The organism is Devosia submarina (genome assembly GCF_003056345.1).
Taxonomy (GTDB): domain Bacteria; phylum Pseudomonadota; class Alphaproteobacteria; order Rhizobiales; family Devosiaceae; genus Devosia; species Devosia submarina.
Genome location: NZ_PYWB01000004.1, coordinates 215,019 through 228,561, shown reverse-complemented (window position 1 = coordinate 228,561; position 13,543 = coordinate 215,019). Strand labels below are relative to the sequence as shown.

General features: G+C 60.5%; 16 protein-coding genes and 1 tRNA gene. 7 read left to right on the top strand and 10 right to left on the bottom strand.

The window, feature by feature from the left end; genetic code table 11:
• Positions 1–140: 140 nt before the first annotated feature.
• A complete protein-coding gene (locus tag DDE77_RS07565) occupies positions 141–1,031 on the top strand; it encodes an NAD(P)/FAD-dependent oxidoreductase (protein WP_108396838.1) in 891 nt (296 codons plus the stop codon).
• A gap of 1 nt (position 1,032) precedes the next feature.
• On the opposite strand, the gene trpB is transcribed toward DDE77_RS07565, so the two are convergent.
• The 8 genes from trpB to DDE77_RS07525 all read right to left on the bottom strand — a co-directional run bounded on the left by trpB (position 1,033) and on the right by DDE77_RS07525 (position 7,874).
• Positions 1,033–2,250, bottom strand: a complete 1,218-nt coding sequence (gene trpB, locus DDE77_RS07560) for a tryptophan synthase subunit beta (RefSeq protein WP_211199132.1) — start codon at positions 2,248–2,250, stop codon at positions 1,033–1,035.
• A 56-nt stretch (positions 2,251–2,306) separates the two neighbouring features.
• Positions 2,307–2,951, bottom strand: a complete 645-nt coding sequence (locus DDE77_RS07555; protein ID WP_108396836.1) for a phosphoribosylanthranilate isomerase — start codon at positions 2,949–2,951, stop codon at positions 2,307–2,309.
• A gap of 8 nt (positions 2,952–2,959) precedes the next feature.
• Complete coding sequence (locus tag DDE77_RS07550; RefSeq protein ID WP_108396835.1) at positions 2,960–3,319, bottom strand: lipopolysaccharide assembly protein LapA domain-containing protein; 360 nt, start codon at positions 3,317–3,319, stop codon at positions 2,960–2,962.
• Between the two features lie 31 nt (positions 3,320–3,350).
• Positions 3,351–3,632 carry an integration host factor subunit beta gene (locus DDE77_RS07545; protein WP_035099264.1) on the bottom strand — a complete coding sequence of 94 codons (282 nt, stop codon included), beginning with the start codon at positions 3,630–3,632 and terminating at the stop codon, positions 3,351–3,353.
• A 33-nt stretch (positions 3,633–3,665) separates the two neighbouring features.
• Entirely contained in the window at positions 3,666–4,682 is a 1,017-nt protein-coding gene (gene sppA, locus DDE77_RS07540) for a signal peptide peptidase SppA (RefSeq protein WP_210204355.1), read from the bottom strand.
• A gap of 55 nt (positions 4,683–4,737) precedes the next feature.
• Positions 4,738–5,241 (bottom strand): GNAT family N-acetyltransferase, encoded by a 504-nt coding sequence (locus DDE77_RS07535; RefSeq protein ID WP_108396834.1) that lies wholly within the window; start codon positions 5,239–5,241, stop codon positions 4,738–4,740.
• A 106-nt stretch (positions 5,242–5,347) separates the two neighbouring features.
• Positions 5,348–7,060 carry a 30S ribosomal protein S1 gene (rpsA, locus tag DDE77_RS07530; RefSeq protein WP_108396833.1) on the bottom strand — a complete coding sequence of 571 codons (1,713 nt, stop codon included), beginning with the start codon at positions 7,058–7,060 and terminating at the stop codon, positions 5,348–5,350.
• A 172-nt stretch (positions 7,061–7,232) separates the two neighbouring features.
• Positions 7,233–7,874: a (d)CMP kinase gene (locus DDE77_RS07525; protein ID WP_108396832.1), complete on the bottom strand. Its 642-nt coding sequence runs from the start codon at positions 7,872–7,874 to the stop codon at positions 7,233–7,235.
• Between the two features lie 242 nt (positions 7,875–8,116).
• Between DDE77_RS07525 and DDE77_RS07520 the strand changes: the two genes are divergently transcribed.
• Both DDE77_RS07520 and DDE77_RS07515 read left to right on the top strand, forming a co-directional pair.
• Positions 8,117–8,521: a TIGR02300 family protein gene (locus DDE77_RS07520; protein ID WP_108396831.1), complete on the top strand. Its 405-nt coding sequence runs from the start codon at positions 8,117–8,119 to the stop codon at positions 8,519–8,521.
• A 140-nt stretch (positions 8,522–8,661) separates the two neighbouring features.
• A tRNA-Ala gene (locus tag DDE77_RS07515) sits at positions 8,662–8,737 on the top strand.
• Positions 8,738–8,834: 97 nt separating this feature from the next.
• Here the strand turns inward: DDE77_RS07515 and DDE77_RS07510 are convergent.
• Together DDE77_RS07510 and DDE77_RS07505 are read right to left on the bottom strand one after the other, a co-directional pair.
• A complete protein-coding gene (locus DDE77_RS07510; RefSeq protein ID WP_245895120.1) occupies positions 8,835–9,719 on the bottom strand; it encodes a YsnF/AvaK domain-containing protein in 885 nt (294 codons plus the stop codon).
• 1 nt (position 9,720) lies between these two features.
• Positions 9,721–10,119: a YsnF/AvaK domain-containing protein gene (locus tag DDE77_RS07505; RefSeq protein ID WP_108396829.1), complete on the bottom strand. Its 399-nt coding sequence runs from the start codon at positions 10,117–10,119 to the stop codon at positions 9,721–9,723.
• Positions 10,120–10,271: 152 nt separating this feature from the next.
• Here DDE77_RS07505 and DDE77_RS07500 point away from each other — a divergent pair, with 152 nt between their 5' ends.
• The 4 genes from DDE77_RS07500 (at position 10,272) to DDE77_RS07485 (ending at position 13,471) form a co-directional block, all read left to right on the top strand.
• Positions 10,272–10,544: a hypothetical protein gene (locus DDE77_RS07500; protein WP_108396828.1), complete on the top strand. Its 273-nt coding sequence runs from the start codon at positions 10,272–10,274 to the stop codon at positions 10,542–10,544.
• Positions 10,545–10,608: 64 nt separating this feature from the next.
• On the top strand, positions 10,609–11,748 hold the full coding sequence (locus DDE77_RS07495) for a winged helix-turn-helix domain-containing protein (RefSeq protein WP_108396827.1): 1,140 nt from the start codon (positions 10,609–10,611) through the stop codon (positions 11,746–11,748).
• Positions 11,749–11,820: 72 nt separating this feature from the next.
• Positions 11,821–13,131 (top strand): nicotinate phosphoribosyltransferase, encoded by a 1,311-nt coding sequence (gene pncB, locus DDE77_RS07490; RefSeq protein WP_108396952.1) that lies wholly within the window; start codon positions 11,821–11,823, stop codon positions 13,129–13,131.
• A 97-nt stretch (positions 13,132–13,228) separates the two neighbouring features.
• Positions 13,229–13,471, top strand: coding sequence for a hypothetical protein (locus DDE77_RS07485; protein ID WP_108396826.1), 243 nt, complete (start codon positions 13,229–13,231; stop codon positions 13,469–13,471).
• Positions 13,472–13,543: the final 72 nt, after the last annotated feature.

Sequence of the window (13,543 nt, the reverse complement as noted above, 5' to 3'; positions counted from 1 at the left end):
GCTACCACAACATCAACGCACTCTGTTTGCTGATTCAGGATGGGGGTTGACAGCAGCAGTGTTAAGTATCAACTGATGATACACTAAGGGGTAGCCCGTCAGGGGCCCCACACTTGTTCCTCGCTTCAGGAATCCCACCCATGGACGATGCCATCATTATCGGGGGCAGCTTTGCAGGGCTTGCCGCCGCGCTGCAGTTTGGCCGCACGCTCCGCAAAGCTACGGTGCTTGACACAGGCTCACCGCGTAATCGCTTCGCCAGCCATTCGCATGGCTTGTTTGGACACGACAATCGCACCCCTCGCGAAATCCTCGAGCTTGCCCGCCAGCAACTTGCCACTTACCCCCATGTCTCGCTGGTTGATGCCCGCGCCGTCCACGCCAGCGGCACGCTGGATGATTTCACCGTCGTGTTGGGTAATGGCGAGAGCCTACAAGCGCGCCGTCTGCTGCTCAGCTATGGCAGGACCGATCATTTGCCGGACCTGCCCGGCTTTGCCGAGTGCTGGGGCAAGACAGTGGTCCCCTGCCCCTATTGTCACGGCTATGAGATTGCGGGCCAGCATTGGGGCCTGCTCTACCATTCGCCCATGTCGCTCCACATGCCCCCGCTTTACAAGCACTGGACCGACCGGATCACCCTGTTCACCGATGGCCATGATTTGCCCGCAGAAGAGCGCCAGGCACTTGCCGAACGCGGCGTCCAGATTGTGGATGGGAAGGTCAGCGCCATCCGGCACAATGGTGGCGCGCTTTCTGCCGTAGAGTTGGCCGACGGGCGTGCGGTGGAAATCCACACGTTGTTCGCCCATCCCCCCAGCACGCCGTCGAGCGATCTGCACCAGAGGCTGGGGCTCGCGACGTCTGCATCTCCCATAGGGGAGATCGTCACGGTCGATGAAACGCAGCAGACCAGTGTTCCCGGTGTTTACGCGGCAGGCGATCTCGCCAATCCTATGAGCAGCCTGACCGTGGCCACTCATGCCGGTGCCATGGCCGCTATCCAGACGCAGCGATCATTGATCGTGTGAACTAGAGCAGCCCCAGATAGCGGCCGACGCTTTCGACGTCCTTGTCGCCGCGGCCGGAAAGGCACAGCACGACCGACTGGTCCTTGCTCATTTTTGGCGCAATTTTCATTACTTGGGCCAAGCCGTGGGCGGATTCCAGCGCGGGGATGATGCCTTCTAGCCGCGTACAGAGCTGGAAAGCCTCGAGCGCTTCCTGGTCGGTGATGGGCGCGTAGGTCACGCGCTTTGTATCGTGCAGGAATGCGTGCTCGGGACCCACGCCGGGATAATCGAGCCCTGCCGAGATGGAATGCCCTTCGAGAATCTGCCCATCTCGGTCCTGCAGGAGATAGGTGCGGTTGCCATGCAGAACGCCTGGCCGACCACCCGTCATGGAAGCGGCGTGACCGTTCTCCGTGTCCATACCGTGCCCGCCTGCCTCGGCGCCATAGATGGCGACTTCGGGATCATCGAGAAACGCATGGAACGTGCCGATGGCATTGGAGCCGCCGCCGACACACGCCACCACGGCATCAGGCAGCTTGCCTTCGCTTTCGCGGAATTGTTGCTTGAGTTCAGTGCCGATCACCGATTGGAAATCGCGCACCATCTCGGGATAGGGGTGGGGTCCGGCGGCCGTGCCGATCAGGTAATATGTGGATTCCACATTGGTGACCCAGTCGCGCAGCGCTTCGTTCATGGCGTCCTTGAGCGTGCCAGCGCCAGCGGTCACGGGCCGGACTTCAGCGCCCAGCATCTTCATGCGCAGCACATTTGGCTTTTGCCGCTCGACGTCGGTCGCGCCCATGAAAATGGTGCAAGGCAGATCGAATTTAGCGCAAACCGTTGCCGTCGCCACGCCGTGCTGGCCGGCGCCAGTTTCGGCGATCACGCGGGTCTTGCCCATGCGCTTGGCAAGGAGAATTTGCCCCAGGCAATTGTTGATCTTGTGCGAGCCGGTATGGTTGAGCTCCTCGCGCTTGAACCACACCTTGGCGCCACCGAGATGCTCGGTCAGGCGCTTGGCAAAATAAAGTGGGCTCGGGCGGCCGGCATAATGGACCGAAAGATCGCCCAATTCGGCCTGGAATGCCGGATCGGTCTTGGCCGCGCGATAATGGGCCTCAAGGTCCAGGATCAGCGGCATCAGGGTTTCGGCAACAAAGCGCCCGCCGTAAAGGCCAAAGCGGCCCTGCTCGTCGGGACCATTGCGCAGGGAATTAAGGCCGTCCGTGTCCACGATGCGTGTCCTTTGGTGATTGGCCGCATCCGGCCAAATGACCGAAAGGGCTTGGCTTATTGGGCGCGCGCATTTCGAATGAATGCCTCGACCAGCCGCTTGTCCTTGACGCCCGGTGCGCTTTCCACGCCCGATGATACATCGACGCCAAAGGGGCGAACCAATTGGATAGCGTCCGCAACATTATCCGGCGTCAGGCCACCCGAAAGCATGAAGGCAATGGATGGGTCAAGCGCCTTGAGCAGGTTCCAGTCAAAGCTCCGGCCAAGGCCGCCGGGGCGGTCAGCACCCTTGGGGGGCTTGGCATCGAGCAGGATCCGGTCGGCGACATCGGTGAACTGGCCGACGTGGCCGATATCCTCGGCTGAACCGATCGGCACGGCTTTCATGATTTCAACGCCCGCTTCGGCTCGAATGGCCTCCACGCGGTGTGGCGATTCCGGGCCGTGCAATTGGATCCAGTCGGGTCCAAGGGCTGCAACTTCTGCTACACAGGAATTGTCCGGGTTGACCAGCACCACGCAGGTCTGGACGCGCCCTCGGGCTTCCCCGATCAGCGTTGCCAGATCCTCGATCGAGACATGGCGGGGGGAGCGCGTGAAGTGCATGAAACCCACCATATCGGCGCCGGCATCGATAGCCGCGTCCAGGATAGAAGTGGTCTTAATGCCGCAGATCTTGACGACAACAGGGTCGGCCATGGCGTTTACTAGCGTAGCTCCAGCAGATCATCGACTTCGGCCAGTGGTCCGGCCGGTTGCGCCTGGGTTTTGCGCATGCTTTCCAGTTCGCTATTTAGCATGTGCGCTTCGCGCCGCCAGTGTTTTTCACCGCGGCGGTGTCGTGCCTGCGCGAACCAAGTGGCAATGCCGCCCAGCAGCACGCCGATCAACAGAACAACATAAAGCACGATAAACATCGGCACGCCGTAGCCGGGCGCCGGCGCTGGATCGAGCGTCGCAAAGGGATTGAAGTTGATGCCCACGAAGTGCCGGTTGGCCAGGGCAAAGACGATCAAGCCCAAGCAAAACGGCACCAGGATCACCCAACCGACAATTTTGTTGACCATGGTCTTGGTTGCCTATGGAGCCTTGGCTCCGTTACGAGCGATTGAGCCGCTCGCGAATTTCCTTGCCGGCCTTGAACTGGGGCACGTATTTCTCACCCACATCAACCTGTTCGCCCGTGCGTGGGTTCCGCCCGACACGCGCGGGACGGTTCTTGACCGAAAACGCGCCAAAGCCACGAAGCTCCACCCGATCACCGCGCGCCATGGCATCCCCGATCTCGTCGAGAATGGCGTTGACGATGTTTTCGATGTCACGCTGGAACAGATGCGGATTTTCTGCCGCAAGCTTTTCAACCAGTTCCGACTTGATCATCGTGCGCTCCGTTTGGCGGGCCTTGCACTCCCCCTATCGGGAGTGGGGCACAACCTGCCAAAGGGAAACCAGCCCGTCAAGCACGATAGGACTAGCCGGCAGCCCAAGAAGCGCATGCGCCTCTCCGCCCAACAGCATGCCAAGAAGGTTGAAGCCCTCTTCAGGCTCCGGCCAGACCGTGGCCACAGGCAGGTCGGCTGCGATGGAGCGCTCGGTCTCGAGCCAATCTATGGCTTCGCGCTCGCCGCCGATTGCGTCGATGAGGCCGGTGCTCACCGCAACCCGACCGCTCATGATCCGCCCATCGGCAAGAGCCAGCGCCTGGGGGCGTGGCAAATTGCGGCGCTCGGCAACAATGTCCACGAACCATTGAAAGCTGTCATCCACCAGGGCCGCGATCGAGTCGCGGGGCGGGCCTTCCATGGGCTCGTCGAAATCAGGTTCGGCCTTAAGCGGGCCGGAGGCGACCTTGTCGAGGTCAACGCCGATGGTTTCGAATAGCTTTCCGGCATTGACGTGCTGGTAAAGCACCCCGATGGATCCCACGATGGAGAGGCGCCTCGCCAGGATATGATCGGTGCCGATGGCCGTCATATAGGCGGCTGAAGCGCCCAGTTCCTTGATCACGGAAACAGTTGGCTTGGCCTCACGCAGGCGCATCAGGGCTTCATAGAGCTCCTCGCCGCCCGCCGTGGTGCCGCCTGGCGAATTGATGGCGACGATCACGGCCCTGACGCTGTCGTCCTCGGCAAGCTCTTCGATCAGCTCGAGGCGTTCGGGGTCACTGGCGATAGCGCCATCCACCACAAGCCGGGCGATATGATCCCCTGCAGGTTTTTCGGGCAGCGCAAAGCGGCCCAAAGCCAGCAGGACGGCGAGTGCCAGCGCCAGAAAGGCCAAAAGCCGCCACAGCCCACGCGACCGGCGGAAGCGATCGGCTGCAATCGCGGCGTGCGGATCAAGGGGAGTGGGCTGGTCGGTCATGGGCAGCTCGCGCAAGTGGATGCCCATGGAGGTAACGAGGCTCGGGCCGCCTGGCAAGCGCCTCACTTCGCCTTGTCCGCCGCCCCTCGGCCCCTGCTAAAAGGAGGCTACATATTTGTAGCTACACAAGCCGCTTGCTCATGTAGCGCGCTGCCTTTTCGTAGCTTTGCAGCTTGTCCTGCAGCGCCGGCACATCCACGGCGCGAAAGCCATGCTTGTGCCAGAAGGGGAGCGAGCCATTCACGGCAACAAGGCTGACGCTAGCAAAACCCAGATTTCGCGCGTGGCGCAGGATTTCACCCACAATCATGGCCGCAGCCCCGGTGCCCCGGGCGCGGTTCAGGAGCGCGAGGTCGTGCACATAAAAGGTGTCGGAGAGGGCAGGTAGTGCGCCCAAAAGCGTATTAAGTGGCGGAAAAGCGCCCCAATTCCAGGGATGGCTGAACAGATAGCCCGAAGGAACACCATCGAGTTCAAACAGGCGCGCACCTTCGGGATAAAGGCGTTGTCGTTCGGCGAAAACAGCACTGTCTTCGGGGAAAGCCGGGTGTATCTCGCAGGCCAGCGCCTCCACCACAGGCAGGTCAAGCGTCGACAAGGGGCGCCAGTGCATCGCTTGAATCATCCTTTGCCTCCCGCTGCCTTTGGTAAAGGCATCTGGCGCAAGTTCCACACGCAAATAAAAAGGTCCGCGCTGTTGAAGCGCGGACCCGGTTTCGAGCCACGAAGGCTTAGCTGTTGTCGCGACCCTTGAGGGCGGCGCCCAGGATATCGCCCAGCGAAGCCCCAGAATCGGACGAACCGTAGTTCGCAACGGCTTCCTTTTCCTCGGCGATTTCCAGCGCCTTGATGGACAGCTGGATGCGCGAGGTCTTGCGGTCGTACTGGGTCACGCGTGCATCGACCTTTTCGCCCTTGCTGAAACGCTCGGGACGCTGGTCGTTGCGATCACGCGAAAGATCGGCACGACGGATAAACGCAGTCATTTCGGTGTCGGCAATACGAACTTCGATGCCGCCATCGTTGACTTCGATAACCGTGCCGGTCACCACGGCGCCCTTGCGGATGCCGCCTTCGCTCGAAGCGCCTTCGGCCGAAGAAGCGGTCTCGCCGGTGGCAAGCTGCTTGATACCTAGCGAAATGCGTTCCTTTTCGACATCAACGTCGAGGACCTTGGCCGAAACCATGTCACCGCGGTTGTAGTCTTCCAGGGCCACTTCGCCCGACTTCTGCCAGTCGAGGTCGGACAGGTGGACCATGCCGTCCACATCGCCTTCGAGGCCGATAAACAGACCGAACTCGGTCTTGTTCTTGACTTCGCCTTCGATGACGGAGCCGACCGGGAACTTCTCGGCGAAGGATTCCCATGGGTTCTGCAGGGTCTGCTTGAGACCAAGCGAGATACGGCGCTTGTCGGGATCGACCTCGAGCACGAGCACTTCGACTTCCTGGGAGGTCGAGACGATCTTGCCGGGGTGCACGTTCTTCTTGGTCCAGCTCATTTCCGAGACGTGGATCAGGCCTTCAATGCCGGGCTCGAGCTCAACGAAAGCACCATAATCGGTGATGTTGGTCACGCGGCCAGTGAACTTGGCGTTGATCGGGTACTTGGCTTCGATGCCTTCCCATGGATCGGACTGCAGCTGCTTCATGCCGAGGCTGATGCGATGCGATTCGTGGTTAATGCGAACGATCTGGACCTTGATGGTCTCGCCGATCGTGAGCACTTCGGATGGATGGTTCACACGGCGCCATGCGATGTCGGTGACATGGAGCAGGCCGTCAATGCCGCCGAGATCCACGAACGCACCGTAATCGGTGATGTTCTTGACCACGCCGTCGACGATCTGGCCTTCTTCGAGCTGCTGCACGATTTCCGAACGCTGTTCGGCGCGCGATTCCTCGAGGATGGCACGACGCGAAACAACGATGTTGCCACGACGCTTGTCCATCTTGAGGATCTGGAACGGCTGGGGCACGTTCATGAGCGGGGCGATATCGCGGATCGGACGGATGTCCACCTGCGAACGCGGCAGGAAGGCGATGGCGCCTTCGAGGTCGACCGTGAAGCCGCCCTTAACCTGGTTGAAGATGGTGCCTTCAACGCGCTCATTGTTGTTGTACATTTCTTCGAGCTTGACCCAGCTCTCTTCGCGGCGAGCCTTCTCGCGCGACAGAACGGCTTCACCGGCAGCGTTTTCGACGCGGTCAACATAGACCTCGACGATCGAGCCAACCTTGATGGTGCCGTCACGGCCAGCCTGGCCGAATTCCTTGAGCGCGATGCGCCCTTCGGTCTTGAGACCGACGTCGATGATCGCCAGATCCTTTTCGATCGCGACCACGGTGCCCTTTACGACGGCACCCTCTAGCGGCTCGTTGTCGACAAACGAGTCCATCAAGAGCGATTCAAAATCTTCTTTCGTCACAGTTTGCTGTGCCAAATATCTTCTCCGTTGCGCCGGTGGCTTGAGGTTGAAGACCGAAGGCCCGCCATTCCCAAAACGGAAATGCCGGCGCGCGAGCGCCCGGTCGAACAGTTGATTGGGATATGTCCCGCTGCTTTCGCTGGCTGACCGCCGGGACCGAAACGCACAAGGGGGAAATTAGGCCGAACTAGTGGCCTGCCTTGAGCGCCATGGTCCGATCGACGATCGCGATGGCTGCGCGGAGTGCGGCCTCTATATCGAGAAGCGTGGTGTCGAGCAAGTGCGCGTCATCAGCTTTATAGAAACCACCATGGGGATTGGCCATGTCACGGGCGTCCCGCTCTTCTATTTGGTGAAACAGGGCATAACGATCAACCACCTGCCCTCGTTTTTCCAGCTGCCGCGCCCGACGCTCCATGCGCGCCTTGCTGTCGGCCTGAATAAAGAGCTTCACATCGGCATCGGGGCAGATGCGCGTTCCGATATCACGGCCATCCAGCAGCGCGCCGCCGGGCTGGGTGGCAAAAGCGCGCTGATAATCAAACAGTGCCTGGCGCACCGGCCCGATCACCGCGACCTTGCTGGCAAGAACCCCCGTGCGGGCATTGGTGAGTTCCTCGATATCCTGCAAGTGGCTGGCATCGAGCGCACGCGCCGCCGCGATGGCCGCCTCCTCGAAACCGGGCTGATCCTCCAAATCCGCCACGGCCAGCCCCACGGCGCGATAGAGCAGGCCTGTATCGAGATGTGGCAGCCCATAGTGGCAGGCCAAGCCCTCGGCCAGCGTGCCCTTGCCAGAGGCGGCGGGTCCATCCACGGCGATGATCATCCCTTGCTCCTCTTTAAACGGCACGGACCTCCTCCCTTTGGCACAATGGTTGCGCGCCGCAAATGCCCCGGAGGGGAAAATACATATGCCTGGGGGAGCCCATCCACAGCCACGGCGTTGTGCTGGACATGAGGCGCTGGGCACACGGCTCGCATTTTGGGTTTGACAGTTATCGGCTTTGTCCATAACCGGACTGACCGAACAGGGCCCCGAGCCCCCAAACTCCACCACGAGGAACATCGATGGCCAGTTCCGAACGCGGCACCAAGCGGATCGACCCCGATACGGGCAAGAAGTTCTACGATCTCAACATGGATCCGATTGTTTCCCCTTATACCGGCAAAAGCTATCCGCGCTCCTATTTCGAGCAGGTGCTGGCCGGCAAGCCTTCTCCCGTAACCGCCCGCAAGGTGGATGACGAGGATGACGAGGACGTCGAAGAGGAAGCCGAGGACGCAGCGGCACCCGAAATCGTGTCGCTGGAAGATGCCGACGCCGAGGAATCCGGCGACGAGGATATTCCAGACGTCGAGGACGTTGAAGTCGACGAAGATCTCGGCGACGACGAGGAAGATGTCTTCCTTGAAGAAGACGAAGACGCAGACGACGAACTCGGCTTTGATGTCGGCGGCGACGAAGACCGTTGATTTCGCTATGATTTTCCGGCTGGCGGCCTAAAGCTGCCGGTCGGATAAAAAAGTGTCATTTTGCCACTTGCGCGGTTCGGGATCATCCAATAAGTTCCGCCTCGCTTCGGACGGCTACCAGCCTCCGAGACCCAATAGATGGGGCCATAGCTCAGCTGGGAGAGCGCTTGCATGGCATGCAAGAGGTCAGCGGTTCGATCCCGCTTGGCTCCACCAAATCTTTTCATGTCCATAAACGAGTACGAGCGGCCCATTCGGACCGCCCGCGTTGTTTGATCTGCGGCACCCGCTTTGGAGCAGGTGCCCTTTGTTGTTAGCGCCGGCTCAGCCGTTCGCTGTCGAGGCTCCGATCATCCTCGATCTCGACTTCGGTCTTGCGTACCGTGTCGCTGATCGTTTCCTGATGGTCGGTGCTTTCCTTGCGCAGCGAGATTTCCTCGGTCACACGGGCTTCCTTGCCGATCACGGCTTCTTCGGCATGGGCTTCGGCTTCGATCGTGCGGTCGCGGAAGGCGGCGTCGGCATCTGTAAGCGGACGGTCAACCGGGCGGCGTTCCAGCGTCACGCGCTCTTCGTGCAGATTAACGTCTTCGCTGACGGGTTCTTCGCGCAAATAGGAGCGCACGCGGACGCGGCCGAGATTGACGTCGCGCTTGCCCACGACAAGGCGCTCATTCACCACCGGAATGACTTCGTCATTGGTGGTGCCAAAGCCGGCTGTCGAATCGATGTCGCGATCCGTGGAGGTTGCGGCAGAGGCGCCCATGGTATCGGCACCCAGGCTATAGCTCGAACCGGTTGCGTCGGTCTGGAAGCCGGTCCAGCCTTCCGAGCGCCAGCTCTGCTCGCGCTGGTCCAGGTCGATCGAGCCTTCATCGTCTAGAATGTCGATGGCGCGATCGTAATAGGCCATGTCAATATCGCTGGCGACAACCATGTAGCCGCCGCGGCTCAAGCCCTCGGCATAGGTGTAGCGATCTTCATCGGGCATGAAGAGATCAGCGAGCGAAGAGAAAAAGCCCTTGTGCTGCTCGGACCGGTTGGTGACAGGCGTATCGTTTTCATAGCCGGGAACGAGGCGCACATTGGCTTGGGGAATGCCGGCTTCGAGCAGGCGATCCACGGCGCGCTGGGCGTCGTTCCGGCTGTCGAACATGGCCGAAATGGTTCGGGTCGAATTGGCTGAAATTTGGCTCACTTCACGTTTCCTCTTCGTTTGGGTTGGGTGCGACATCCCGCTGATCGATCACCGCATGCTGCTTGCGCAGCGTGACGGGGAGTTCGACATTTTCGGTGATCGCTGTTTGGCGGACATGGATTTCCTCGCGGAGCACTAGCCGCTTCTCGACAACAAGAATTTCCTCCACGACCGGAATGATCGTGACGCCGCCTTCGGTGCGGATCGGGGGGGCCGCGTCGATCTCGCGATCCACAGGAACACGCGTGACCTCGACATCCGTGCGCTCGAGGGCGGCTGAAACCAGCTCGTCCTCTGTCGTGGTCCTTGTGTGAACACGAACCCGCTCGGTGACGACGTCGCGCTTTTCGAGCGTGACGCTTTCCTCGATGATCGGGAGCACATCGTCTTTTTCAGGCATGGCACCATCCGTTCCGAGCCTTGCCAACGGGTCGTTCTCCACATCGTTCCAACACAAGCTGGTCGCGATTGGTTTACCGCAGCCTGGACGGAGTTAACCTTTCCTTCACCAAGAGGCGTGAAGTTCGATGAGGACGTGCAGAGGCTACCCAGATGCAGACGATCGAAATCATTGATGATGTGCGCATGCGCTTTCCCGGGCGCGGTGCCGAGTTCGATCTGGGCGTGGAAGTCGGATCGGTCAGCGTGCTGCTGGCGCAGGGCGTCCCCCTCGTGCAGCGCACCCTGTCGGCAGCGGCCACCGAGCAATTGCGGCCCATCGCCGAGCGTTTCCGCTATGCGCTGGTTGCGACCTCGGCGGGCGAGGGCATGATGGAAGTAAGCCTTGTCCACTGGTCGCGCCGTCCGCTGCTGCGCGTGGTCTGACGCACCAGCTTGACGTCGGGCTCGGGCTGCCCATCCTTGGGGCGCCCAAGATTCGGATGCCCCCGTGCCCAAAGCCACTTTCTCCGTTTCGCAAACACGCGCGTGCTATCTCTGGATCGCGGCGCAAAAGCTCGATGCAACCGAACCGTTCGGCGCTGGGCCGCAAGCCACCCAACAAGCAATTGAACAGCTCGGCTATGTGCAGATCGACACCATCAATGTGATCGAGCGCTGCCACCATCATATCCTGCAGACCCGCATCCCCCAGTACCGCCGCTCCGACCTGACCCAGCTGCAATCGGCCGACAAATCGATCTTTGAATACTGGACCCATGCGCTGAGCTATGTGCCAATCTCAGCGCTGCCGTTTTTTCTTCCCGCAATGAAAGGGCATCGTGTGGGCACCAGCCGCTGGTTCGGCTCGGTTACTTCCGAGGAAATCAAGGCCATGCTCGGGCGGCTGCGCACCGAAGGGCCCTTGTCGATCCGCGACATTGCCGATGATGAGCTGGTCAGCAAGAACCACCCCTGGGCCAGCCGCAAGCCATCCAAGCGCGTGCTGGAAGCCATGTTCTTCCAGGGGCTGGTCGCCATTTCGGTGCGCCAGGGCATGGTCAAGACCTATGACCTTTTCGCCCGTCATTTTGGCTGGAGCGCACCGCCCAAGCCTGCTACCGCGCGGCAAACCACCGCCTATCTCCTTGACCGGGCCCTGCGCAGCCAGGCTTTGGTGAGCCTGGATTCAATCTGCCACCTCAATGCGCCCGCCAAAAAGGCTGTGCGCGAACTCATCGACAGCCGGGTGCGACGCAAGCTGCTGCTGCCCGTCCGCATCGAGGGCAGCGCCGTGGAACATTGGGCAGAGCCGCAGACGCTGGAGCAATTGATCGAGCCGCCAAGCCTTGTTCATATCCTTTCTCCCTTTGATCCGCTGGTAATCCAGCGCAAGCGGCTCAAGCTCTTTTTCGATTATGAGCATGTGTTCGAGGCCTATGTTCCCGCAGCCAAACGGCGCTTCGGCTATTTCGCCCTGCCGGTTCTCGTGGGTGACCGTATCGTTGCCGCCATCGACTTCAAGACCGACCGCGTAGCCGGCAAGCTCCTGATCCAGAATTGGACGGATATCGCTCCTATGGGTGCAGAGGAGAAAACCGCCATAGATTTGGCGCTCGAGCGCTTCGAGCGATTTCAGCTCGGCGACTAGACGCCTCGGCCCCTCGGCGCCTTTCCATCATGTCCGGCACAGGCTAAAAGCAGCCCGCGAAAAGGAATGTCCATGGCGATCTACACCGATATTGCCCGGCGGGTTTACAATCACACCTGGAAGCTCGATCCCATTGTGCGATCGCTGCTCGATACGGACTTTTATAAGCTCCTGATGCTGCAGATGATCTGGGGGCTCTACCCCAAGGTCAACGCCACCTTCTCGCTGATCAATCGCACCAAGTCGGTCAAGCTGGCCGAGGAGATCGATATCGAGGAGTTGCGCGCGCAGCTGGAACATTGCCGCACCCTTCGGTTCACCAAAAAGGAAATGATCTGGCTGGCAGGCAACAGCTTTTACGGCTCGCGCCAGATTTTCGAGCCGGCGTTCCTGAAGTGGCTCGAAGATTTCCGCCTGCCCGAGTTTCGGCTTGAAAAGCGGGACGGCCAGTTCGTTCTGGAATTTCCCGGGCTTTGGCTCGAAACCACTATGTGGGAAATCCCGGCCCTCGCTATCATCAACGAATTGCGCTCGCGCGCCGCGATGAAGCACTACGGGCCCTTCACGCTCGATGTGCTTTACGCCCGCGCCAAGGCCAAGATGTGGGACAAGGTCGAGCGCCTTCAAAAGCTTCCCGAGCTCAAGATTTCCGATTTCGGCACAAGGCGCCGCCATTCGTTTCTTTGGCAGCGCTGGTGCGTCGAGGCACTCAAGGAAGGGATTGGCGACGCTTTTACCGGCACCAGCAATGTCATGCTTGCCATGGACAATGACCTCGAAGCCCTGGGCACCAATGCCCATGAGCTGCCCATGGTCCTTGCCGCCCTTGCCAAAACTGACGAAGCCCTCAAGGCCTCGCCCTACCAGGTTCTGCAGGATTGGGAGAGCTATTATGGCGGCAATCTCAAGATTGTCCTGCCCGATGCCTTTGGCACCGATTCCTTCCTCAAGCACGCGCCTGACTGGGTTGCCGACTGGACCGGCTTCCGGCCCGATTCCGCCCCCGCCATTGAAGGGGGCGAGCGCATCATCGCGTGGTGGAAGGAACGCGGCCGCGACCCACAGGAAAAGCTCCTGATCTTTTCGGACGGGCTCGATGTCGACATGATCGAGGAAGCCTATCTTCATTTCGAAGGCAAGGTGCGCATGGCCTTTGGCTGGGGCACCAACCTCACCAATGACTTCGAGGGTTGCGCTCCCGATGGCCCCAATCCCGGCCTCGGTCCAATCTCCATCGTCGCCAAGGTCAGCGAGGCCAATGGCCGCCCTGCCGTCAAGCTGTCCGACAATCCCGCCAAGGCAACCGGCACTCCTGCCGAAATCGAGCGTTACCTGCGGGTATTCGGCGACGCTGGCATGGTGGAACACCGCGTCAAGGTTTGATTGCCGATCAAATCGGGGTTCACCCCAGGGAAACCAAGCAGGGAATCGCCGATTACCCTGTCTGGCACATGCTCGTGCCGGCAGGGGGCCAGGGCGTTTGGATTTGATCGACATTGCGGTGCAGGACAAGCAAAGCCATCCGCGCCTGCCGGGCCGTATCACCGGCCACGTCCGCGCTGTGCTCAGCGAACAGCTGGGCGAGCAAAGGCAAGACCACGAACTCGTGATACCCGTCTGGACCGACGCTAACCCCGGCGCCAGCGAGGGCGACATCGACATGGCCCTGATGCTCAAGGCCGCAGGAATAATCGCTAGGATGAAGGCGCGCTTGGCAGAATAGCTATAAGCCATTCAACCCATGCCCCGCCTTGAGCCGGGGGTGACACCTGCTGGATGCACTAGAATCATCCCC

Coding starts and splice junctions, on each gene's coding strand:
- DDE77_RS07565 (WP_108396838.1), top strand. CDS start 141: ATGGACGATGCCATCATTATCGGGGGCAGCTTTGCAGGGCTTGCCGCC.
- DDE77_RS07555 (WP_108396836.1), bottom strand. CDS start 2,951: ATGGCCGACCCTGTTGTCGTCAAGATCTGCGGCATTAAGACCACTTCT.
- DDE77_RS07550 (WP_108396835.1), bottom strand. CDS start 3,319: ATGGTCAACAAAATTGTCGGTTGGGTGATCCTGGTGCCGTTTTGCTTG.
- DDE77_RS07545 (WP_035099264.1), bottom strand. CDS start 3,632: ATGATCAAGTCGGAACTGGTTGAAAAGCTTGCGGCAGAAAATCCGCAT.
- DDE77_RS07535 (WP_108396834.1), bottom strand. CDS start 5,241: ATGATTCAAGCGATGCACTGGCGCCCCTTGTCGACGCTTGACCTGCCT.
- DDE77_RS07525 (WP_108396832.1), bottom strand. CDS start 7,874: ATGATCATCGCCGTGGATGGACCCGCCGCCTCTGGCAAGGGCACGCTG.
- DDE77_RS07520 (WP_108396831.1), top strand. CDS start 8,117: ATGGCCAGTTCCGAACGCGGCACCAAGCGGATCGACCCCGATACGGGC.
- DDE77_RS07505 (WP_108396829.1), bottom strand. CDS start 10,119: ATGCCTGAAAAAGACGATGTGCTCCCGATCATCGAGGAAAGCGTCACG.
- DDE77_RS07500 (WP_108396828.1), top strand. CDS start 10,272: ATGCAGACGATCGAAATCATTGATGATGTGCGCATGCGCTTTCCCGGG.
- pncB (WP_108396952.1), top strand. CDS start 11,821: ATGGCGATCTACACCGATATTGCCCGGCGGGTTTACAATCACACCTGG.